The organism is Mesorhizobium sp. RCAM 05099 (assembly GCF_059683685.1).
Window position 1 is genome coordinate 2610942 of the sequence record NZ_CM185035.1, and the last position, 20532, is coordinate 2631473.

19 protein-coding genes and 1 pseudogene are annotated in these 20532 nt (G+C 63.4%); 11 read left to right on the forward strand and 9 right to left on the reverse strand.

Annotated elements, in window-relative coordinates:
- The first annotated feature begins 376 nt into the window (after nucleotides 1-376).
- Together AC56QQ_RS12875 and AC56QQ_RS12880 are read left to right on the forward strand one after the other, a co-directional pair.
- Nucleotides 377-841: an Hsp20 family protein gene (locus tag AC56QQ_RS12875; protein ID WP_497127656.1), complete on the forward strand. Its 465-nt coding sequence runs from the start codon at nucleotides 377-379 to the stop codon at nucleotides 839-841.
- A gap of 76 nt (nucleotides 842-917) precedes the next feature.
- Nucleotides 918-1397: a hypothetical protein gene (locus tag AC56QQ_RS12880; RefSeq protein ID WP_497127658.1), complete on the forward strand. Its 480-nt coding sequence runs from the start codon at nucleotides 918-920 to the stop codon at nucleotides 1395-1397.
- 150 nt (nucleotides 1398-1547) lie between these two features.
- On the opposite strand, the gene AC56QQ_RS12885 is transcribed toward AC56QQ_RS12880, so the two are convergent.
- Nucleotides 1548-1763, reverse strand: coding sequence for a hypothetical protein (locus AC56QQ_RS12885; protein ID WP_489862370.1), 216 nt, complete (start codon nucleotides 1761-1763; stop codon nucleotides 1548-1550).
- A 178-nt stretch (nucleotides 1764-1941) separates the two neighbouring features.
- Between AC56QQ_RS12885 and AC56QQ_RS12890 the strand changes: the two genes are divergently transcribed.
- Entirely contained in the window at nucleotides 1942-2244 is a 303-nt protein-coding gene (locus tag AC56QQ_RS12890) for a hypothetical protein (RefSeq protein ID WP_489862369.1), read from the forward strand.
- Nucleotides 2245-2319: 75 nt separating this feature from the next.
- On the opposite strand, the gene AC56QQ_RS12895 is transcribed toward AC56QQ_RS12890, so the two are convergent.
- Together AC56QQ_RS12895 and AC56QQ_RS12900 are read right to left on the reverse strand one after the other, a co-directional pair.
- On the reverse strand, nucleotides 2320-2823 hold the full coding sequence (locus AC56QQ_RS12895) for a hypothetical protein (RefSeq protein WP_489862368.1): 504 nt from the start codon (nucleotides 2821-2823) through the stop codon (nucleotides 2320-2322).
- A gap of 52 nt (nucleotides 2824-2875) precedes the next feature.
- Complete coding sequence (locus AC56QQ_RS12900; RefSeq protein WP_489862367.1) at nucleotides 2876-3280, reverse strand: host attachment family protein; 405 nt, start codon at nucleotides 3278-3280, stop codon at nucleotides 2876-2878.
- Nucleotides 3281-3650: 370 nt separating this feature from the next.
- Between AC56QQ_RS12900 and AC56QQ_RS12905 the strand changes: the two genes are divergently transcribed.
- The 3 genes from AC56QQ_RS12905 to AC56QQ_RS12915 all read left to right on the forward strand — a co-directional run bounded on the left by AC56QQ_RS12905 (nucleotide 3651) and on the right by AC56QQ_RS12915 (nucleotide 6836).
- Nucleotides 3651-4532, forward strand: a complete 882-nt coding sequence (locus AC56QQ_RS12905; RefSeq protein ID WP_497127660.1) for an EamA family transporter — start codon at nucleotides 3651-3653, stop codon at nucleotides 4530-4532.
- A gap of 154 nt (nucleotides 4533-4686) precedes the next feature.
- Entirely contained in the window at nucleotides 4687-6069 is a 1383-nt protein-coding gene (locus tag AC56QQ_RS12910) for an NfeD family protein (RefSeq protein ID WP_497127662.1), read from the forward strand.
- Complete coding sequence (locus AC56QQ_RS12915; RefSeq protein WP_489862364.1) at nucleotides 6066-6836, forward strand: slipin family protein; 771 nt, start codon at nucleotides 6066-6068, stop codon at nucleotides 6834-6836. The genes AC56QQ_RS12910 and AC56QQ_RS12915 overlap by 4 nt, the downstream gene beginning before the upstream one ends.
- Before the next feature lie 54 nt (nucleotides 6837-6890).
- Here the strand turns inward: AC56QQ_RS12915 and AC56QQ_RS12920 are convergent, their stop codons facing one another.
- The 6 genes from AC56QQ_RS12920 to AC56QQ_RS12945 all read right to left on the reverse strand — a co-directional run bounded on the left by AC56QQ_RS12920 (nucleotide 6891) and on the right by AC56QQ_RS12945 (nucleotide 14600).
- Nucleotides 6891-9185 carry a xanthine dehydrogenase family protein molybdopterin-binding subunit gene (locus tag AC56QQ_RS12920; RefSeq protein WP_497127665.1) on the reverse strand — a complete coding sequence of 765 codons (2295 nt, stop codon included), beginning with the start codon at nucleotides 9183-9185 and terminating at the stop codon, nucleotides 6891-6893.
- Nucleotides 9182-10165, reverse strand: coding sequence for an FAD binding domain-containing protein (locus AC56QQ_RS12925; RefSeq protein WP_497127668.1), 984 nt, complete (start codon nucleotides 10163-10165; stop codon nucleotides 9182-9184). The genes AC56QQ_RS12920 and AC56QQ_RS12925 overlap by 4 nt, the downstream gene beginning before the upstream one ends.
- Complete coding sequence (locus AC56QQ_RS12930; protein WP_497127671.1) at nucleotides 10162-10635, reverse strand: (2Fe-2S)-binding protein; 474 nt, start codon at nucleotides 10633-10635, stop codon at nucleotides 10162-10164. Before AC56QQ_RS12930 ends, AC56QQ_RS12925 begins: the two co-directional genes overlap by 4 nt.
- Before the next feature lie 164 nt (nucleotides 10636-10799).
- Nucleotides 10800-13058: a xanthine dehydrogenase family protein molybdopterin-binding subunit gene (locus AC56QQ_RS12935; RefSeq protein WP_497127673.1), complete on the reverse strand. Its 2259-nt coding sequence runs from the start codon at nucleotides 13056-13058 to the stop codon at nucleotides 10800-10802.
- Nucleotides 13048-14106, reverse strand: coding sequence for an FAD binding domain-containing protein (locus tag AC56QQ_RS12940; protein ID WP_497127676.1), 1059 nt, complete (start codon nucleotides 14104-14106; stop codon nucleotides 13048-13050). Before AC56QQ_RS12940 ends, AC56QQ_RS12935 begins: the two co-directional genes overlap by 11 nt.
- Nucleotides 14103-14600 carry a (2Fe-2S)-binding protein gene (locus AC56QQ_RS12945; protein WP_497127678.1) on the reverse strand — a complete coding sequence of 166 codons (498 nt, stop codon included), beginning with the start codon at nucleotides 14598-14600 and terminating at the stop codon, nucleotides 14103-14105. Before AC56QQ_RS12945 ends, AC56QQ_RS12940 begins: the two co-directional genes overlap by 4 nt.
- Before the next feature lie 289 nt (nucleotides 14601-14889).
- On the opposite strand from AC56QQ_RS12945, the gene AC56QQ_RS12950 reads away from it, so the two are divergent.
- The 5 genes and pseudogenes from AC56QQ_RS12950 to AC56QQ_RS12970 all read left to right on the forward strand — a co-directional run bounded on the left by AC56QQ_RS12950 (nucleotide 14890) and on the right by AC56QQ_RS12970 (nucleotide 20525).
- Nucleotides 14890-15516, forward strand: a complete 627-nt coding sequence (locus tag AC56QQ_RS12950) for a TetR/AcrR family transcriptional regulator (protein ID WP_497127680.1) — start codon at nucleotides 14890-14892, stop codon at nucleotides 15514-15516.
- A gap of 181 nt (nucleotides 15517-15697) precedes the next feature.
- Nucleotides 15698-17569: an HD domain-containing protein gene (locus AC56QQ_RS12955; protein WP_497127682.1), complete on the forward strand. Its 1872-nt coding sequence runs from the start codon at nucleotides 15698-15700 to the stop codon at nucleotides 17567-17569.
- Between the two features lie 9 nt (nucleotides 17570-17578).
- Entirely contained in the window at nucleotides 17579-18403 is an 825-nt protein-coding gene (locus AC56QQ_RS12960) for an ImmA/IrrE family metallo-endopeptidase (RefSeq protein WP_497127684.1), read from the forward strand.
- Between the two features lie 57 nt (nucleotides 18404-18460).
- Nucleotides 18461-18592, forward strand: a pseudogene (locus AC56QQ_RS12965) (TetR family transcriptional regulator); the annotation flags it as partial.
- A gap of 274 nt (nucleotides 18593-18866) precedes the next feature.
- Nucleotides 18867-20525 carry an ATP-grasp domain-containing protein gene (locus tag AC56QQ_RS12970; protein WP_497127686.1) on the forward strand — a complete coding sequence of 553 codons (1659 nt, stop codon included), beginning with the start codon at nucleotides 18867-18869 and terminating at the stop codon, nucleotides 20523-20525.
- The last annotated feature ends 7 nt before the right edge of the window (nucleotides 20526-20532 follow it).

Here is a 20532-nt window from a genome sequence, read left to right on the forward strand (position 1 = left end):
GCAGGGTGAGGTATCGAACGGCCCCCATCCGGCACGGCCTTTCGACGCCCCACCGCTGTTCATGCTCAGGCACGCCTGCGGCGCGCCCAGCCCCGCTCGAAGACCACGCCGCGAGGGGCACCTGCAGAGCTCTTGTACGACTTCTCCGGGCCCCCTGCACGTGTATCGCCGAGGTCGTTCGCAGATCTTGTGAACCTCCTCCCGGCAGGCGGTTTTCTCACCATGAGGAGCTCTCATTTTTTCTTGCTCGAGGCTCTTGAAGCTGTTTTCGACGGTCCCCAAATCGTTTGCCGTCGAGGCTTCAAAGCTCGACAGCAGGCGGCGCCGCATTGGGCGGCGCACCTTGTACCCATGTTGCTTCAAGGAGAATGTGGCTATGAGAACCTTTGACTCGCTTTATCGCACCACCGTCGGCTTCGACCGTCTTTTTGACATGCTCGACAACAGTAACCGGACCGACTGGCCGCCTTACAACATCGAGAAGACGGGCGAAAACGACTATCACATCGCCATGGCCATAGCGGGCTTCAGTTCCGATGAGGTGGAATTGACGCAGAACGGTCACGAGTTGGTGGTCGTCGGCCAGAAAGCCACCAGCACGGAGGGGCGCCAGATCCTGCACCAGGGCCTTGCCTTGCGGAACTTCAAACAGGTATTCAAGCTGGCCGACCATATGAAGGTGGTTGCGGCGAGCCTCGAAAACGGCCTGCTCAGCATCGACATCGTCCGGGAAATCCCCGAGGAACTGAAGCCTCGCCGCATAAGCATCGGCGCCAGCGATGCCGTGGCGGTCGGCAAGCAGATCAGCCAGGACGTGGAAAAGTCGCGCAAGGTTGCCTGACGGCCAAGCTTTCAACCCCTAACGCTGCGGTCCCCTCCCGGTTTCGGCCGGGAGGCCCTGATTGCGGAGATTGGAGATGAACCAGCAGACTGAAATATCCCGCGCTGCAACCCAGCGCGCCACTTTGTTCGAAGGTCTTTCCTTCCTTCTCGACAGTCCCGAGCGTGTGCTCAACCATCCGCGCATGAGCCTGGATGAAAAGCGTGCCTTGCTCGCATCGTGGGCGTCGGACGCTCGTGCAGTCGAAAACCAGCCCACCTTACGAAAACTGGACAACGGGACGATTATCCCGCTCGAGGAAATACTGCGTGGGCTGCGGGCTCTCGATCAAGACGGTGGTCGCGGCAAGCGTCCGTTGAATCGGGTCATGCCGTCGCACACCGCGTTTGATCGCCGCAGCGCCCTCATCAGTGGATGGAGGCATAAATGGCGGTTTACGGGCAAGGATGATGACGATGATCCACCGCCATGCCCGGCGTCGGTCGCCCCACGCTGGCCCCGCGGGGGGCAAAGTGGCCCTTGCGTGGCGGCTGACCGCGAACCAATTTATGCCTGACGGATAGGCTTCTCGCTTGACGCAAGCCAAATCAAACCCGCTGCGCAGGCCCGTAGCGGGTTTGGTGTCACGTCCTTGCGCTGCGGAGCATAACAAAAGAGCACACTGCGCCGACGGATTTCAAGAAGATGATCCGACGCCTCCAAGAGGCTATTTCTTCCGGATAGTGCCGTGATTCAGGTCGAAGGCCTGGGTGTGTCCGGCCTGCTTTTGAAAATCATCCTGCAACTCGCCCCATTCACCGAGATACGCGCCGCAAAGACTGCAATGAATAGCGGTGTGTTCTTCCGCCTTGTCCGGGATGTCCATCAGGATTGTGCCGCAAGCCTTGCAATCCAGCTTGTGGTCGAGCCGCTTGCCGTCCATCGTTGCTGGAACCCTCCGCTCGACAAGGGCTATTTTATCCGCCTGCCTGTGTACAGTCCATACGTTTCACAGCGGGGAGCGGGGCGGTCACCATTGTTGACTCCGGCGACCACGAAAGCGTAAGTCGTGGTTCGCGTCTCGCGTCCAAGGCGCTGCGTTTCAACTGTAAAGGCACAAAATGGACGAAAAATATTCCAATGCGCGCGAGCACTTTTTCGCTGCAATCAGGACGCTGGCAGCCTCTGCCGACAGCGTTCAAACCCGCCTGATCGATGCCAATTTGAACATTTTGCACGTTACGATCGACGAATTCGATGGTGATCGCGAGCTCAAATTCAAGTTTGCAAAGATACTGGACCTAATGGCCATCGATCAGGACGATATGGAAACGGTCGCTGTCGAGACAGCCGCGCACATGACGGATTTTGAAGCCATTAAAGTCGCGGATCTGATTTGCGATTTCTACTACGAGCTAACATAGTTCGGCGGCATCGGCGGACGTTTGAGCTTCGCCCGCCCGCCGGCCCGAATGTAGGATGTCGGCCAATCAAAAACGCTATTTGCGGTTGAGGTTGATCTCGCTGATGGTGATGTTCTTGCCGGTCGCCGGGTCCTTGTCGATGGTCGTCAAACGCATCCCGTTGTCTCCAACCTTTTCCAGTTTCAGCTGGGCGGCCCGGTCGCCATTGACTTCTTTTGCCCAATGGATGCCGAGGACCAAAGCGTTGCCTGAGCGATTGCCGCTCAGGCCTGCCGGGCCTGTGCTCGATCCGGTGTATGTGCCGGCATATGTTTTGCCATCGGTCTTGACGTCGGCGCCGATCGCTCGCGAGAAGACCACATAACCCGTACATTTGCCATCAAGGGACAACGAGCTCTCGGTTGCGTCGGACGCGAATTTACAGTTGATCTTGATGGGCTGAGAATCTGCGTCGACTTTGACCGTGCCCTTGCCAACCCAGCTGCCTGCGAAAGATTTCAGAAAGGACCCGTCAGACGCCTGGGCGGGGACCGCGATGCAAAGCATCGCTGTGGCCAATAAACCAAATAATCTTGTCATGATTGATTGTTTCAATCCAATGGAGGAATAGTAAAATTGGGATGTGGATGGCTTAGGCGGCGGCAACGACTTTCTCGATCTCCTGCGCCGAATGACCGGTGAGATCTTTTGCGATTTCGCCAACAAGCACCGCCGAAAGTTTCTGATGATAGTGCTTGCGCAGTTCCCCAAGCGTCCGGGGAGCGGCGATGATGATGAGATTGGCGATCTGTCCGCCGAGCACCTGCCGGTTGAGGAGATCGGCTGTTCCCGCAGCGAAACTATCTTCCTCGATCTGACTGCTGTCCGGATTGGCGGAACTGCTCTGATGGCGCGCGCCCGACCCCTTGTTGTCGTTTGTCACGTCTTCAGCCACCGAGGCCGTGAGCTTTGGATTGGCCTCGTCTCCCGAGTTCCGGAACAGGTTGAGCCTCTCGCCGTCAGCTACCGCGACGGTCGCACCCTTGGGAATGTCCATTTGTTGAGTCTCCGCTGTTGCGCCAGTCGTTGGCTAAACCGATGGATTGCCTGCTGACATTGTTCTCAACGCCTCAAGTCGACATTGGATGCCTTGTGTCGGAGCCTTTGTTGCAATCGCTCCATCATGGCTGACCGAAGATTGCCCGGCGGATTGCTGATGAGGCTCGTCGCGATGTCGAGGCAGCGGCGCCTGCCCCGCGAACAGGGAAGCGACCGATCCCGGCAGGCGTTTGTCCCGTACTTGCTCTCCGGCACCTTGCCCTACTAGCCAGCCGCCTGCTGCCTCACGACAGCCATGCCGGTTCAGCCTATCCCCATGCCGCCGGGCCGTGCGGATGCCCGACAGGGCAGGGAAGGATGAAACCAAAGTGACATCGACGCCGATTGCCCGTCGTGAAGCGGCGCCCTTGCCCATCGCGGCGCTGATGGGCGCCATGGTGTCGATCCAGATCGGCGCCACCTTCGCCAAGGGGCTGTTCCCGCTGATCGGCGCGCAAGGCACGACGACGCTGCGGCTGGTCATCGGCGCGCTGATGCTGGTCGCGGTGCTGAGGCCGTGGCAGAGGCGGCCGTCGCGCGCCACCTTGCCGTGGCTGGTCGCCTATGGCGTGACGCTCTGCGCGCTCAACCTTCTGTTCTATGCCGCGCTCGCCGGGATTCCGCTCGGTATCGCGGTGGCGCTGGAATTCTCCGGCCCGCTCCTGGTGGCGACGGCGACCTCGCGGCGCGCCAGCGACTTTGCCTGGATCGCGCTGGCGGTGGCCGGCATCGTCCTGTTGTCGCCCTTCGTGCGTTCGCTCCAGCCGCTTGATCCGACCGGGGTGATGCTGGCGCTGGCGGCCGGCGGCTTCTGGGCACTCTACATCGTGCTCGCCCAGAAGGCCGGCGCCGAGCTTGGCACCCGCACCACCGCCTACGGCATGGCGATCGCCGCCGTGCTGGTGTTGCCATTCGGCGTGGCGCAGGCGGGAACCGCGCTGCTCGCGCCGTCGATCCTGGTCAGCGCCTTGCTCGTCGGCCTGTTCTCCAGCGCGCTGCCGTTCTTTCTGGAGATGGTGGCGCTGACCCGGATGCCGGCGCGCATCTACGGTACGCTGACCTGCCTGGAGCCGGCGCTGGGCGCGTTGGCCGGCTTCCTGTTCCTGCATGAAACCCTGACCGCGCCGCAACTGGCCGGCATCGCCGCCGTCATTGCCGCCGCCTTCGGCACCGCGCTGACATCGCGGCCGCCGGTGCCGTCGCCGGAATAGGCTTTCCAGATCTCGCAATTTGCCGCGCCCAACCTTGCTCAAGGAGACCGGTGGGGCCGTGGCCGACCACAGCTTCGCAAGCTTGAAGGACACCACTGCTCCCCCATGGACTTCTCCAAAATACAACCCATATGGATTCCATGGAGCTTTGAGCGTGACCTTCGCGCGGGTGGCCCTTCTTGCCGCGGCCTTTGTCGCCGTGGCTGTCTTTTCTCCCTTCTCTTCGGCCGGGAGCGAGAGGGTCGCGCTGAGCGTCGCCATTGACGGCGCCATCGGGCCCGCAAGCACCAGGCAGCTCGAGGAAGCGCTTGACGTCGCCGCCGGGCGGGACGCCGCGGTCCTCATCCTTCAACTCGACACGCCCGGCGGGCTGGTCACCTCGATGCGCGAGATGATCGCCGCTATTCTCGCTTCGCCGGTGCCCGTCATCGGCTATGTCGCGCCGGCCGGCGGCCATGCGGCGAGTGCCGGCACCTATATCCTCTACGCCACCCACGTGGCGGCGATGGCGCCCGGCACCAATCTGGGCGCCGCGACGCCGGTCGAGATGGGCGGGCTGCCGTCGCTTCCCGGCGGCGAGAAGGACAACGGCCCGGCCAAGGACGAGAAGGACGCCACCGGGCAGCCGGCGGGCGACGCGATGATGGCCAAGGTGACCAATGACGCCGTCGCGCTGATCCGCTCGCTCGCCGAACTGCGCGGGCGCAATGGCGACTGGGGCGAGAAGGCGGTGCGTGAGGCGGCGAGCCTGTCGGCCAATGCGGCGCTGCAGGAACATGTGATCGACTTCGTCGCCCACGACACCACGGAGCTGTTGCAACTGGCCGATGGGCGTACCGTCGACGTGGCCGGCAAGAAAGAGGTGCTGGCGACGAAAGGGCTGCCGGTCGAGACGCTGGAGCCCGGCTGGTTCATCCGGCTGCTCGCCATCATCACCGATCCCAACACCGCGATCATCCTGATGCTGGTCGGCGTCTATGGCATCATCTTCGAATTCACCAGCCCGGGCGCCGTGGCGCCCGGCGTCATCGGCACCATCTGCCTCGTGCTCGGCCTCTACGCGCTCAACCTCCTGCCGATCAACTATACCGGCCTTGCCTTGATGCTGCTCGGCATCGCCTTCCTCGTCGTCGAGGCCTTCAATCCCACCGTCGTGCTTGGGCTCGGCGGCGTGGCCGCCTTTCTGTTCGGCGCCGCCATGCTGCTGAGGGTCGAAGGGCCGGGCTTTGCCATGTCATGGGCCATCATCGGTCCAGCCGCCGCGCTGACGCTTGGGCTGGCGCTGCTGACCGGCACCTATGTCTGGGCGGCGCGCAGGAACCCGCCGCGCGTCGGCGGCGAGGCCATGCGCGGCTTGCCGGCCAAGATCCTCGACTGGCAAGGCGGCGAGGGCCACGTGCTGGCCCTGGGCGAGCGCTGGCGGGCGAAGGCCGACGAACCCATCGCACCCGGCGACAGCGTCGAGGTGACCGATGTCAGCGACCTCGTGCTGACGGTGCGGCGGCGCGATGCGGCAAGGAACGGAGCAAAACAATGAGCATCGGTTACGTGGCCTATCTGTTGCTTGCGCTGGTCGTGGTCATATTCCTGTCCGCGGCCATCCGCATCCTCAGGGAATATCAGCGCGGCGTGGTCTTCACGCTCGGCCGCTTCACCGGGGTCAAGGGTCCCGGTCTCATCATCCTCGTTCCCTTCGTCCAGCAGATGGTGAAGGTCGACCTGCGCGTGGTGGTGCAGGACGTGCCGCCGCAGGACGTCATTTCGCGCGACAACGTCTCGGTGAAGGTCAACGCGGTGCTCTATTTCCGCATCGTCGACGCCGAGCGGGCGGTCATCCAGGTCGAGGACTTCATGGCCGCCACCAACCAGCTGGCGCAGACCACGTTGCGTTCGGTTCTCGGCAAGCACGAGCTCGACGAGATGCTGGCCGAGCGCGACAAGCTCAACAGCGATATCCAGGAGATCCTCGACCAGCGTACCGACGCCTGGGGCATCAAGGTCTCCAATGTCGAGATCAAGCATGTCGACCTCAACGAGAACATGATCCGCGCCATCGCCAAGCAGGCCGAGGCGGAGCGGCTGCGGCGCGCCAAGGTGATCAACGCCGAGGGCGAACAGCAGGCGGCGGCGAAACTGGTCGAGGCGGGCCGGATGCTGGCGGCCGAGCCGCAGGCCATGCAGCTGCGCTATTTCGAGGCTTTGCACGACATCGCCGGCGAGCGCTCGTCCACGGTGGTGTTCCCGCTGCCGGTGGATCTGCTCAGCCAGTTCATGAAGGGGCAGGGTGGAGGCGGAGGCGGCTGAGCGCGCAATCTCCCCGCAAGGGGGGAGATCGGCAGTTTCGGCGTCGGCAGATACTTAAATCAGTTTCTCCAGCGTGATCGGCAGGTCCCGCACGCGCTTGCCCGTCGCGTGGAACACCGCGTTGGCGATCGCGGGCGCGACGCCGACGATGGCGAGTTCCCCGACGCCCTTGCCGCCGAGCACCGAGGAGTGCAGGTCGGGGATGCCGACCGAGATCACCTCGATGTCAGGGATGTCGGCATTGGTCGGCACCAGATAGTCGGCGAGGTTGTTGTTGATGATGCGGCCGTGGCGGCGGTCGACGATGCCTTCCTCAAGCAGTGCCTGGCCGATGCCCATGATGATGCCGCCCTTCCACTGGCTTTCGGCGAGCTTCGGATTGTAGAGCCGGCCGGAATCCAGCGCCGACACGACGCGTGACACGCGCACCGTGCCGAAATCCTCGTCGACGCGCACCTCGACGAAATGCGCGCACCAGGAGTGGCGGGAATAGTCGCCCTCGGTGTGCGGCAGCGACATGGCGATGGTGGTGTAGTTCTTGTAGCGATCCTCGGCGGTCGAATTGGCCGGCATCGTGTCGCCGGTGGCCTCGATGTGGTCGCGGCCGATGCTGGCCAGCAGTTCGGCGATGGAGAGATCGGGGCCGTCACAGCGCGGCGAGGCGATGCGGCCGTTGGCGACGACCAAAGTGTTGGCCTGCAGCGCGTGGAAGGGCGAGCGCGGATCGCTGATCGCCAGCCCAACCAGCTGGTCGAGCGCGGAGGTCGCCGCCTTATGGACCGCGCCGGTCATGACGCCGGCCAGCCGCGAGCCGCCGGTGACGCCGGCGCGGGGAAAGCGGGAGTCGCCCAGTTTCACCACCACGTTGTCGGCCGGCACGCCGACCGTCTCGGCGGCGGTCTGCGCCAGGATGGTGTAGGTGCCCTGGCCCATGTCGATCGAGGAGCTCTCGACCTCGACCGAGCCGTCGGCGAGGATGCGCACGATCGCCTCGCCATAGGCGCGCCGCACCGGATAGGTGCCGGCGGCGACGCCCCAGCCGATCAGCTGGTTGCCGTCGCGCATCGAGCGCGGTTCGGGCGTGCGCCTGGCCCAGCCGAAGCGTTCCGCTCCCGCTGCAAAAGCCTCGCGCAACTGCCTGGTCGACCAGGCTTTTTTCGCATGGGGATCCTGCTCGGCATAATTCCGCAGCCGAATCTCCAGCGGGTCGATGCCGACCTCGTAGGCGAGTTCGTCGATGGCGCTTTCGATGCCGAAGGCGCTAGGGTTTTCGCCCGGCGCGCGCATGGCGCCCGGCACCACCGAATTTACCCGCACGACGTTCTGCCGTGAGGAGAAATTCGGCGTCGCGTACATGATCGAGGTGACCGATCCAAGCGGCTCGACCCACATGCCGTCCATGGATGTTTCATTGACGCCGCGATGCACGATCGACTGGATCACGCCGTCATGGTCGGCGCCGAGCGCCACCGTCTGCCGCGTCGCCGCGCGCCCGCCATAGCTGGTGAAGGTCTGCGGCCGCGTCATCACCAGCCGCACCGGCCGGCCGAGCATCTTGGCGGCACATGCCGCCACCGCGCCATGGCTGAGCGCCAGCGCCTTGGAGCCGAAACCGCCGCCGATATAGGGCGAGACCAGCCGGACATTCTCGAACGGCACGGCGAACCATTCGGCATAGGTACGCGCCATGCCGTCCAGCCACTGGCTCGGCTCCCATACGGTCAACTGATCGCCTTCCCAGTGGGCGATCAGGCCATGCGGCTCCATCGGCGCCTGGTATTCGCGCGGCGTGTTGTAGGCGGCGCCGACCCGGACCGGGGCCGAGGCGAAAGCGGCTTGCGCGTCGCCCCATTCCTTGGTCATGGTGTCGATCGGAATGCCGTCGCCGGCCTTGCCGTCGCTGAGGTCGACGATGGCCGGCGTCTGGTCGTAACTGACCTTGACCAGGGCGGCCGCGGCGACCGCTTGCTCGAAGGTTTCCGCCACCACGGCAGCGACGTGCTGGCCCGAGAAGGTGATGTCGCGCGCCAGCGGGCAATAGGGTCTGTCGGGTGGCGGCGTGCCGAACCAGTCCGAGGCGGTCCTGAGGCTGATGATGGTGTCCGGCGTCAGCACTTGCAGCACGCCGGGCGCGGTTTCAGCGGCGGTGGTGTCGATCGCGCGCACCTTGCCCGATGCAATCGTGCTCTCGACCAGTACGGCATAGGCGAGGCCTTCGAGCTGTTGCTCGACGGCGTATTTCGCGGCGCCGGTGACCTTGGCCGGGCCGTCGACGCGCGACAGCCGGCCGCCGACGGCTTCCGCCGTCACGCCATCCGAAGCATCGCCATGTCTTGTGTGAACGGTCATGCCGTCTCTCCCAATTTGAGGATGGCGCGCGCGACGACGCGCGGCGCGAGCTCGATCTTGTAATGGTTGGCGCCATGGTCGACGGCGCCTTCGACGGCGAGCAGGCTGGCCGCGTGGACGGTTTCCGGCTCCAGCACCTTGCCTTTCAGCGCCGCTTCCACGGCGCGCGCACGCCACGGCTTTGTGGCGACGCCGCCGAGCGCCACGCGCAGGTCAAGGATGGTGCGGCCGTCCGCCTCGAACTCGATGCCGACGGCCGCACTGGCCGCCGCAAACTCGTAGGATTGCCGATCGCGGATCTTGAGGTAGGTCGAGCGGCGGGCAGCGGCGGTCCCGGGGATTTCGATGGCGGTGATCATCTCTCCCGGTTCGATCGCGTGTTCCCTGTCGGGCGTGCTGCCGGGCAGCAGGAAAAAGTCGTCGACCGAAACCCGGCGCTCGCCGAGATGGACGACCGCGTCGAAGGCGACCAAGGCCACGGCGAGGTCGCCGGGATACATGGCGATGCAGGCCTCGCTGGTGCCGAGCACGGCATGTCCCCTCGTGACGCCGCCGATCGCCGAACAGCCCGAGCCGGGCTGCCGCTTGTTGCAGGCGGGGAAATTCGAGGGATCGCGGAAATAGGGGCAGCGGGTGCGCTGCATCAGATTGCCGCCCATGGTCGCCATGTTGCGGATTTGTGCCGAAGCCGCCTGCCACAACGCTTCCGAGACGGCGGGGAAGCGGCTCTTGATATCGGCATGGTCGGCGACATGGCCCATTTTGGCCAGCGCGCCGATGGTGGCGCCGCGCTCGGTCACCTCGATCGAGTCCAGCCCCTTGAGATGGGTGATGTCGACCAGCGTGTCGGGCTCGGCCACGCCGCATTTGGCGAGGTCGATCAGCGTGGTGCCGCCGGCGAGCAGCATGGCGCCGGGCAGGGCGGCCGCCTCGCGGGCAGCATCGGCTGAAGCAGGGCGCAGGTAGGAAAAATCCCTCATGATGAGACCTCCAAAGCTGCCTGGCGGACAGCGGCGACAATGTGCGGATAGGCGCCGCAACGGCAGAGATTGCCGGCCATGTATTCGCGGATCTCGTCATCCGAGCCGGCATGGCCCTCGCGGATGCAGGCCACCGCCGACATGATCTGGCCGGGAGTGCAATAACCGCACTGGAAGGCGTCCTGCTCGAGGAAGGCAGCCTGCACGGGATGCAGTTCGCCCTCCCGTGCAAGCCCCTCTATGGTGGTGACGGCGCGGCCTTGGGCCTGAACGGCCAGCGTCAGGCAAGCCAGCACGCGCTCGCCGTCGACGTGGACGGTGCAGGCGCCGCACTGGCCGTGGTCGCAGCCCTTCTTGGTGCCGGTCAGGCCGAGCCGGTCGCGCAAGGCGTCGAGCAGCGTCACGCGCGGCTCGAGCTCCAGTTCGTGATGGTTGCCGTTGATGTCGAGATGGACAGGGATTTTCGTCATGGGCGTCTGGCTCCAGTTGCTTGACGCGAAGTCGGTTGATCTCATGTTGGGCAGGCGGGACAGCCGGCGGCCCTAGCGCCAGCCGTCCGGCCCATCGCTTTCGCTCCGGGTGTTCGTCGTTCGGAAAGCCAGGCCCTGGCTTTCCGGTTGTTACGCGGTCTCCCTCAGATCAGCAGGTCCTCGATGCGGATCGGAAAGCGCCGGGGCCGCACGCCGGTCGCGTGCCAGACCGCATTGGCGACCGCGCCGGCGGTGCCGGTGATGCCGATTTCGCCAACGCCCTTGATGCCGAGCGCGTTGACGTAAGGGTCGTCCTCGTGGACCAGCAGTGCCTCGACCGACGGCACGTCGGCATTCACCGGGACATGGTATTCGGCGAGGTTGGCGTTCTGGATGCGGCCCGAGCGCCGGTCGGTGATGGCTTCCTCATGCAGCGCGAAGGAGACGCCCCAGATCATGCCGCCATAATACTGGCTGCGCACCAGCCCGGGATTGATGACCCGTCCGGCGGCGAACGCGCCGACCAGCCTGGTGACGCGGATCTGCCCGAAATCGGGATCGACCTTGACCTCGGCGAAGACGGCGCCATGCGCGTGCTTGGCGTAGGTCTCCTGCGATGCCGGGTCCGGAGCGCCCTTGCCACGGCCTTCGATCTCCGTGAGGCCGGCGCGCGCAAGAATCTCGGCATAGCTTTCGCTGCGATTTTCATCGTCGCGCCGGTACAGGCGGCCGCCGCGTGCCAGCACGCCTTCGTTGCCCGCGCCGAACAGCGGCGAGGCCTCGTTGCCGGTGGCGAGATCGGCGAGCCCGGCGATGACGGCGGCACCCGCATTGTGGATCGCCATGCCGGCTGTCGCCGTGTGACCGGAGCCGCCGGCAATGCCCGCATTGGGCAGGTCGGAGCTGCCGGCCCTGAAATCGACCTGGTCGATGTCGAGCCCCAGTCCGTCGGCGGCGATCTGGGCAAAGGCGGTCCAGGCGCCTTGCCCCATGTCCTGCGCGCCAGTCTCCATCAGGCCGCTGCCATCGGCCTTCAGCACCGCACGCGCCTCGGCCTGGAACATGATGGCGGGGAAGGTCGCCGTGCCCATGCCCCAGCCGGTGAGGAAACCGTCGGCGTCGCGCATCAGCCGCGGCTGAAGCGGGCGGCTCGCCCAGCCAAACGCCTCAGCGGCTTGGCTGTAGCATTCGCGCAGCGCCTTGGAGGAAAACGGCTTGCCGGTCATCGGCTCGACCTCGGCATAGTTCCTCAGCCGGAATTCCAGCGGGTCCATGCCGCAGGCTTGAGCCGCCTCGTCGATGGCGCTCTCCAGCGCGATCGAGCCGGTGGCTTCGCCGGGCGCCCGCATGAACAGCGGCGTGCCGGTGTCGAGCCTCACTGCCTCGTGCGACGTGGTGATGGTGGGGCTGGCATAAAGCGTGTGCGAGGCGTCCGCCGCCGGTTCGAAGAAATCGTCGAACGTGCTCGACGCGGTCCTGGCGTGATGGTGGATGGCGGTCAGCCGCCCCTGGCCATCCATGCCCATGCGCAAGGTCTGGCGCGTCGGCGCGCGATGGCCGACCGGCCCGTACATCTGCTCGCGCCGCAGCACCAGCTTGACCGGGCGGCCGACCAGCCGCGCCGCCAGGATGCCCAGCACCTGCGGCCCGGAAATCATGCCCTTGGAGCCGAAGCCACCGCCGAGGAAGGGGCTGCGGATGTGGATGTTTTGCGGCGCGATGCCGAACAGGCCGGCGATGCGGCCCTGCGCCATGGCCAGGCCCTGGCTCGGCGTGTCGATCGACAGCCGGTCGCCATCCCAGGCGACGACGATCGCATGCGGCTCCATGGCGTTGTGGTACTGGGCCGGTGTCTCGTAGGTCGCCTCGATCCGCGTCCTTGCCGATTTGAGGCCGGCCTCGCTATCGCCCTTGTGCTGCACCGCCGGACCGCCGACGCCGACACCGCGCGGCACGAAGCTTTCGGCGTCGTCGAGACCGACGCGCGCCGGCAGCGCTTCGTAGCGCGGCGACAGCAGCGCCGCTCCTTCGGTCGCCGCCTCAAGCGTCTCGGCGATCACCACGGCGATGGTCTGGTTGGGGTAGCGGACCTGATCGTTCTGCAACAAGTCGAGCCGGAACATGAAAGGATGGTCCTTGGCATCCGGATCGGCGGCCAGCGCCGGCCGGTTCGTGGGCGTCATCACCTCGACCACGCCCGCATGCGCCTTGGCCGCCTCGATATCCAGCGCGGCAACGCGGCCGCGCGCGATGCTGCTGACGGCCAACACAGCATGGAGCATGCCGGGCGGATGGTTGTCGGCCGCGAAGCGGGCCGCGCCGGTGACCTTGAGGAAGCCATCGCGACGGGTCAGCGGCTGGCCGATGCTGGAGCCCTGCCGGGCATGGGTGGGTTGCTGGTTGAGGCTGAGTTCAAGCGTCATGGCGCGCTCCAGGAATGTTCGAGAACGGGGAGGCGGGAAGGGCCGGCAGCCGCTCGGGCGTTCCCGCCAGGGCAGACATTAGCGCCCTGACCACGATGCGGCGGGCAAGCTCGATCTTGAAAGCATTGTCGCCGGAGGGGCTGGCGTCGGCCAAAGCGGCGTTGGCCGCGCTGGCGAAGGTTGCCTCGTTCGCATCGGCGCCGAGCAGGACGGCTTCCGCCGAACGCGCCCGCCATGGTTTGGCCGCGACGCCACCCAATGCCAGCCTTGCGGCGCGGATCTTGCCGCCGTCGACGACAAGTGCCGCGGCGGCCGAGACGACCGCGAAGGCATAGGAGGTGCGTTCGCGCACTTTCAGGTAACGGGCATTGGCGGCGAAGGAGGCCGCCTCCGCCGGCAGCCGCACCGCCACGATCAGCTCGCCGGGCTCCAGCGCATTCTCCCGCTGTGGCGTGTCGCCGGGAAGCCGGTGGAATTCCGCCAGCGTGACGTGGCGCCGGCCCTCCTTGCCCTCGATTTCGACCACGGCGTCGAGCGCCACCAGCGGCACGCAGAAGTCCGACGGATGGGTGGCGATGCAGGCATCGCTCCAGCCAAGCACGGCGTGAAGGCGGTTTTCGCCGCCAAGTGCCGCGCAGCCGGCGCCGGGCTCGCGCTTGTTGCAGGCGCTGGCGGTGTCGTAAAAATAGCTGCAGCGCGTGCGCTGCAGGAGATTGCCGCCGACGGTGGCGGCGTTGCGAAGCTGCGCCGAGGCGCCCGACAGCAGCGCTTCCGCCACCGCCGGATAAGCCTTGGCGAACGCCGCGTCATGGGCGAGATCGGCGTTGCGCACCAGCGCGCCGATGCGCAGGCCGCCATCGTCGAGCCGTTCGATGCGGTTGAGCTCCGGCAGCCGCGAGATGTCGACGATGCGCTCGGGGCTGGTGATGCCGCCCTTCATGAGATCGAGCAGATTGGTGCCGCCGGCGAGATAGGCCGAACCCGGCGCGGCCGCGGCCGCGATGGCATCGGGGATGGTGGCTGGCTTGATGTAGTCGAAGTCTTTCATGCCGCGGTCCTCCGGTCGGCTTGGGCAAGCTGCTGCTGGGCTTCCAGGACGGCCTCGACGATGCCGCCATAGGCCGCGCAGCGGCATATGTTGCCGCTCAGCCCCTCGCGGATGCGTTCGGGATCGTCGCCGGCCTGCCCCTCGGCGATCAGGCCAAGCGTGCTCATGATCTGGCCGGGTGTGCAGAACCCGCACTGGAAGCCGTCATGGGCGATGAAGGCGGCCTGCACCGGATGCAGTTCTTCACCACGGGCGACGCCTTCGATGGTCATGACATTGGCACCGTCCTGGCTGACCGCCAGCGTCAGGCAGGAATTGATGCGCTTGCCGTCGACCAGCACCGTGCAGGCGCCGCACTGGCCACGGTCGCAGCCCTTCTTGGTGCCGGTGAGATCAAGCCGTTCGCGCAGCAGGTCGAGCAAGGTTACGCGTGGATCGACCTCCAGTTCGTGTCGGTGTCCGTTGATGGTAAGCGTGATGGGAAGGCTGGTCATGGGCGTCTGGCTCCAGTTTGCTTGACGCGGATGGGAAATGAACTGGTGCCTTGCCGGCGAAGGGCAAGGTAACCTTGTGGTCAGGTGTTGGCGGAAGTGGAGATGGCAGCGAATCTCGCGTGAGACAGGCGGGCAGGGGAGATGTCGGCTTGCAGGTTTGAAAGACGTGACATACCGGTTCCCCTGATTATATGATAAAGGTGCTCCACTAAAGCGGAGGCGCCTCCGTTTATTACGTGGGGGTTGACCCGGCTGGGTTCAAGCCCTCGACACGACGTGGAGAAAGAAATTGGCCGCAGAGCCGTCCAGCGCTGGACAGAAGACCGACGCCGCCGAGGCCAAGCGGCTGCGTGCCGATGCGCAGCGCAACCGCGACCGGCTGGTCGAGGTGGCCGCGATCGTCTTCGCCGAGCGCGGCATCGATGCCTCGCTGGAAGAGGTCGCGCGGCGTGCCGGCGTCGGCATCGGCACGCTCTACCGGCATTTTCCGACGCGCGAGCATCTGGTCGAGGTGGTCTACCGGCGCGAGGTGGAGGCGCTGTGCGCGGCCGCCGGCGAGCTCGCCGAAAAACATCCGTCCGATGTCGCGCTGGAACAGTGGATGCAGCGCTTCGTCGACTACATCGCCACCAAGCGCGGGCTGGCGACCAGCCTGCGCATCCTGCTCACCACCAATTCGACGCTGTTTTCCGACACGTCGGGAAGGGTATCGCAGGCCCTGCGGCAACTGGTTGACGCAGCGGTGGCCGACGGCACCATCCGCGGCGACGTCGACGCCTCCGACGTGCTGCACGCGCTTTCGGGTATCTATTCGGCCCCCGACACCCCGGAATGGCGCGACCGCTCGCGCCGACTGGTCAAGCTCTTGATGGACGGGTTGCGGTTCGGGGCGGGGAAGGGCGCGAAGGGCGGGTGAGGGAGATATGGTGGCTACTGTCGTGCCGCCGGGTTCGTTCTTCGGTTGATATCACCGAGTCGGTTTGGGATTTCCGGTAACTTGCTCGATGCCAGTTCGCATTGGCGCCATGCGACGAGCAGCATTGTCTTTTCCGAAGGACGTTACGATGGTACACTCACGAAGCCTACGGGAGTCGCGAATGGGCCGTTCCAATCAGCCGAAAATGCCAAGTCTAGACCTTCTCTCGAATGCAGAGCCGCTTCGAGATCGGCTTGAGACGGAGAAAACCACGAAAGCCGATAGGCAAGAGTTTTTTCTGCCGTTTACGGGGTTCGCTTGGTTTTATCCCGAAGAAGTTAGAATCATTGATCATCCGGCGTTTCAGCGACTCGGCCGTATTAATCAACTTGGTCAAGCAGTCTATGTATACCGTGGGGCCACCCATAAGCGGTTGGAACACGTCCTGGGCGTAGTCGCGCTCACTCAGCGGATGATATCCGCCATCGAGTTTAACTCTGAGAAAATAACATCCCGCAAGTGGAAACGCGGTTCTGCCAATTCGGTGCCGTTAACTGAAAGCGAAGAACGATTCGTGCGACTGGCCGCTCTGCTGCATGATATTGGACACATCGCTGCGGGACATACAATAGAAGACGAGCTTGAGCTCGTCGGTAAACATGATGCCGACGAAAGGCTAACACTCATCTTCGACAAGAAGGATTGGAGTCAGCACACAGCGGTTGGTCGGGAGTCGCTAAGCGATCTCGTGAACCGCTTGTACCGAAAGTACCTTCCTGATTCTTTGGTGGGATCTATCGATCCTACCGACATAGCGCGGCTTTTGATAAGGAAATCCCCGCCTGGTGACGACGATAAGCACGCCAGAGAGCGAATTATATTGGATGGGAGTGCTGATATACGGCGCGAGGTCTGTGCAAATATTGTTGCAAACACAATATGTGCCGATCTATTAGATTATATACATAGGGATTGGCATCATGTGGGGAAATCTCGATCTTTTGACGATAGAATATTTCAATACATGGAAATCCGCTCCCAGCCGTCGGCAAATCATGCACCGATAACAGAGCTTCGCAAGCCGACGCCGCCGTCACCCCATGACCGTTTTGTAATCGCGCTGGAAAACAACGGACGCATCAGGACCGACGGGGTCTCGGCAATACTGGGTCTGCTCGAATGGCGTTACGAGCTAGCTGAAACGGTGCTTTTTCACCGCACGAAATTAGCTGCGGGCGCGATGTTGGACCGTGCGTTGTTTGAGCTGTGGGGACGGACAGCGGAAGAATCGAGCCAATTCGAACAATCCCTAGTTGAACGAATTCTAATGATGAGTGATGAGCAGTTGATCGATGGGGCGCTGTCTGACGCTGCAATAAACAAGACGGGAAGTCAAAGCGCTAGGATCATTTTGGAGAAGCTTAAGTACCGTGAATTATTCAAAGAATTCGAAGTTGTACAATTGGAGGCTCTTGAAGAGCGACCGAGAAAGACGCTGAAGCAGTTCTACGCTGGACTTGACGCCGGCAGAGGCGTTGGCGCCGCCAATCGTGCTCGAGCAGCACGCTTGATGGAAAAGGATTTGTCACTTCCTGCGGGAAGTGTCGCGCTCTATTGTGCAATTGTGAAGCCGAAAATCGCCGAGGTTTCGATTGCTGTCGACGACGTAGTTCAGAAACTCAGCGATTTCGAGCTTGAGAATAACGACAAGCTTTCCGGTGGACACCTAAGCGCCCAGATTAAGCGTTTTGGGCGACTAAATAAGCTTTGCGTCTTCGTGGACCGGGTTACGCTTGCCGGTCTGTCGGAGCCAGAAAAAATGGAGATGTCGGACTACGTCTTAAATGTAGTCTTGAGCACTGATTCAGTCGATCGACTTGAGCGTCGTGTATCCGAGCGTGCTGAACTTACTGTCCAACGAAGGGCCGCAAGGGGGGCCAATAGTTTGCGTTTTCGCCCCGATCCTGCGGATGTCGCCCGGAACGACCCGTCAGTTGCGGAAACTTATCCCAACGGGGCTCCGAGCGTGTGGAGGTTCATCGAGCAAAACTGAGGACAGACGATGGGTATTCAAGAATATCGGTCCGTATTGGAGCAAAAGGCTTCAGAACTGCTGACGTGCTATCCGGCAGTTCCTATCCAGATCGGCCGAATCTGCGATTACCTAGGTGTACAAATTACACGCTCCGATAGTGTGCAGCCAAACAAAGCATATATGCGCTTTTCACGACGGTTAGGCGAGAAGACTGAAATTCGTCTGTCTTCAGATAGTCTCTCGCCTTCCTATGCCCGGTTTTGCGTTGCCCACGAGATTGCTCATCTGTTGGTCTATCGAGAGTTTTCCTACACCCCTCAAAGCGAGGTGGAATACTGGAAGCACGAGGCAATTTGTGACGAGTTTGCTCGCACACTTTTGGCGCCAAGAGCCTTCGTAGCTCGCTTCTTGCGAGACGAATGGAGTACTCGATTCCCAATAACGGATCGGGCAAGGGACCTCGCTCGCATAACAGAAATCCCGATTCTCCAAGCTGCTGCTCGCATCATGGCTGTTGGCACAAACGTATTTTATGTTGTCAAATCGTTCGAGAAGCGAATGACGATTTCCGTTCCTGGTGTCAAAGGGAAAGGCCGTGAGATACCGATCGGTTGTCAGTTGGAAGTCGACATACAGAGAGCCAAGACTGGCTGCCCAGCAGCACGAACGGAACGGGTCGGCGACTACTTTGGTGCTGTAAGACTTAAGCCATTCGAGCGCGATATGCACGTCAACATTGAGGCTATTGCATTTGGACCCAACGTGTTGGTAGGTGTTGCTTCGCCGACGTTAGCGCTATCGTCATCTTCGCTTTTCGAAAGGCCGTTATTGTTGTCGGATGACGCTGCCTAGGACATTACACCCGAGACCCATAGATTCGCGAATAATCGCGCTCTCTCCGTTAAAGAGCTGCACGCGCTCTCCGGCATCTACTCGGCCCCCGATACCCCGGAATGGCGCGACCGCTCGCGCCGGCTGGTCAAGCTCTTGATGGACGGGTTGCGGTTCGGGGCGGGGACCTCGGCGAAGAGTGGCGAGTGAAGGAAGCGGCATAGCCTCCCGCGACCGCGAAACCACCGAAACCACGCAAAGTCCGATGCACGCCCGAGCCTGTGATCCCTCAAGCCACGCATTCTTCCGACCTGCGCATCAGGACGCCACAAGGCTCGCACAAGCGCGGGGAGCCAGAGTGGAGACGCACATCGTGCAAGCGGCGTGGAGGCTGAACCGGCCGTAACCACCGCGTGACGGAAGGCTTGAGGGCTTGAAAAGCGCGGCAGTTCAAATCGAGGCCCTTGACGAACCGAATCTCATCATGGGCAAGGCGCCCATCGTGCGGGCCGTCTTCGAGGGGCGCGATATTTCTCCCTTGTGGGACGCGCTGTTCGGGCGCATTTCGGCCGATATCACCGATGCCGCGGCGTTCCTGGATGTGTCGATCCTGCTTCATGCGATCGGCGAGGAAGACAAGGCGGCGCTCAGCCAGAAGGCCGCGCTCGAGATCAGTCGCAAATATCTGATACGCAACGGACGCGGTACGGGACCGAACGTCCTTGTCTTCATGACGGCCGGCGACTTCATGGCCAACACGCCGATCGAATTCCTGCTCGAGCACTCCGACGCGAACCTGCTGCTCTACTATGTCGACGCCGATACGGCGGACCTCGGGGATGTTCCCGAGCACGATGTCGCCTTCGTGGCTGTCGGCGAGTCCGCCGAAAACCTGGCCGTGCTGGCAAACCTCGACCGGCTGCTGCGCGACTGGACCGGCCCGATCCTGAACAACGCGCCGCGCCTCATCATGGCTTTGTCCAGGGACGGGGTCGCGGAAGCGTTGAAGGACGAACCGTCGATCCTGGCGCCTGCCGCCGCGCGCGTCGATCGGACCGCGCTCGATAAGCTGGCTTGCGGGGACATCGAGGTCGACGCACTCCTCGTGGCGAAGGCGTTTCCGGTGATTGTCCGCCCGCTCGGCACGCATGCCGGCAAGGGAATGGAGAAGATCGCCACGCGATCCGAGCTTTCGGCCTATCTGAATTCGCACCCCGAGACCGAATTCTATGTCACGCCCTTCATCGACTACAGCGGGACGGACGGCAAATTCCGCAAGCAGCGCGTCGCGTTCATCAACGGGCGACCCTATGCCAGCCATCTCGCGGTTTCCGAGCACTGGATGGTCCATTATCTCAACGCCGGCATGACCCAGCACGAAGACAGGCGTGCCGAGGAAGCGCTGTGGATGGCTAATTTCGACAGCGATTTCGCGGTGCGCCACGCGCGTTCCTTCGATGCGCTGCATCGACGTCTCGGGCTGGACTACTTCGCCATCGATTGCGCCGAACTCGCCGACGGCCGCCTGCTGGTGTTCGAGGCGGATGTGGCGATGATCGTCCATTCCATGGATTGGGAGAGCATCTTTCCCTACAAGAAGAGCGCCATGCGCAAGCTCTTCGCGGCATTCGAACACGCGCTGGCACGGCGCGTGGCGCGGACGCTGCCAACACCGACGACCGAATGTGCCCATACCGGAAAACCGGCCGTCTACCAGAGAACCCACGACGACTGCCTGGTCTGTGCCCTGGCGATGCTCACCGGCCGAACCTACGAGGAGATCGAGGACATCGCGCGAGGCTGCGATCCGGCCTATCCGCTTGGCGGCCCGATGAGCCATTCGATCATGCGCGGCGTTGCCAACAAATGCGGTTTCGTCCTCCTGAGCAGCATCTACATGCTGTGGGCCAAGCCGGCGATCATAGGCGTGGTGTCGCCGACCGTTCCCAACACCGGCCACGCCGTTTTCTGGGATGGCGAGAAGATCATCGATCCGGGTTTCTGCGAACGCGTCGATCGTGCCTATGTCGACCGGTGCGGGTTGGAATTCACGCAGCGGGCGAGCGATCTGCAACCGCTGATCAGCCATGACATCCAGATCTCCTACCTGGCCGGTGCCGTGGCGGCCAATGAACCGCTTTGATCGCCTC

Coding starts and splice junctions, on each gene's coding strand:
- AC56QQ_RS12895 (WP_489862368.1), bottom strand. CDS start 2,823: ATGACAAGATTATTTGGTTTATTGGCCACAGCGATGCTTTGCATCGCG.
- AC56QQ_RS12930 (WP_497127671.1), bottom strand. CDS start 10,635: ATGACGAAAATCCCTGTCCATCTCGACATCAACGGCAACCATCACGAA.
- AC56QQ_RS12925 (WP_497127668.1), bottom strand. CDS start 10,165: ATGAGGGATTTTTCCTACCTGCGCCCTGCTTCAGCCGATGCTGCCCGC.
- AC56QQ_RS12880 (WP_497127658.1), top strand. CDS start 918: ATGAACCAGCAGACTGAAATATCCCGCGCTGCAACCCAGCGCGCCACT.
- AC56QQ_RS12940 (WP_497127676.1), bottom strand. CDS start 14,106: ATGAAAGACTTCGACTACATCAAGCCAGCCACCATCCCCGATGCCATC.
- AC56QQ_RS12935 (WP_497127673.1), bottom strand. CDS start 13,058: ATGACGCTTGAACTCAGCCTCAACCAGCAACCCACCCATGCCCGGCAG.
- AC56QQ_RS12885 (WP_489862370.1), bottom strand. CDS start 1,763: ATGGACGGCAAGCGGCTCGACCACAAGCTGGATTGCAAGGCTTGCGGC.
- AC56QQ_RS12955 (WP_497127682.1), top strand. CDS start 15,698: ATGGGCCGTTCCAATCAGCCGAAAATGCCAAGTCTAGACCTTCTCTCG.
- AC56QQ_RS12945 (WP_497127678.1), bottom strand. CDS start 14,600: ATGACCAGCCTTCCCATCACGCTTACCATCAACGGACACCGACACGAA.
- AC56QQ_RS12920 (WP_497127665.1), bottom strand. CDS start 9,185: ATGACCGTTCACACAAGACATGGCGATGCTTCGGATGGCGTGACGGCG.
- AC56QQ_RS12970 (WP_497127686.1), top strand. CDS start 18,867: ATGGGCAAGGCGCCCATCGTGCGGGCCGTCTTCGAGGGGCGCGATATT.
- AC56QQ_RS12960 (WP_497127684.1), top strand. CDS start 17,579: ATGGGTATTCAAGAATATCGGTCCGTATTGGAGCAAAAGGCTTCAGAA.
- AC56QQ_RS12915 (WP_489862364.1), top strand. CDS start 6,066: ATGAGCATCGGTTACGTGGCCTATCTGTTGCTTGCGCTGGTCGTGGTC.
- AC56QQ_RS12875 (WP_497127656.1), top strand. CDS start 377: ATGAGAACCTTTGACTCGCTTTATCGCACCACCGTCGGCTTCGACCGT.
- AC56QQ_RS12900 (WP_489862367.1), bottom strand. CDS start 3,280: ATGGACATTCCCAAGGGTGCGACCGTCGCGGTAGCTGACGGCGAGAGG.
- AC56QQ_RS12890 (WP_489862369.1), top strand. CDS start 1,942: ATGGACGAAAAATATTCCAATGCGCGCGAGCACTTTTTCGCTGCAATC.